1 pseudogene is annotated in these 233 nt (G+C 50.6%); it reads right to left on the reverse strand.

Features of this window, described 5'->3' with window-relative positions:
* Window positions 1-233 (reverse strand): annotated as a pseudogene (gene rpsC / locus LJE08_RS14550) (30S ribosomal protein S3); the annotation flags it as partial.

Raw genomic sequence — 233 nt, forward strand, 5'->3', positions numbered from 1 at the left:
TCGATCCGAGACATGTCGGCACCATTCAGACGACCAGCAACTTGAATCTTGATACCCTTAGCACCGGCACGCATAGCACGTTGGATGGCACCACGCATAGCACGACGGAAAGCAACATGTGCTTCAAGTTGTTCAGCAACGCTTACACCTACCAGGTGTGCGTCTAAGTCTGGCTTCTTAATTTCAACCACGTTAATGTGGACGCGCTTGCCAGTCAAGGCGTTAAGTTCCTT

Origin of the sequence: Holdemanella sp. DFI.5.55 (genome assembly GCF_020593575.1) — a bacterium.
In the GTDB taxonomy this organism is placed as follows: Bacteria; Bacillota_I; Bacilli_A; order Erysipelotrichales; family Erysipelotrichaceae; genus Holdemanella; species Holdemanella hominis.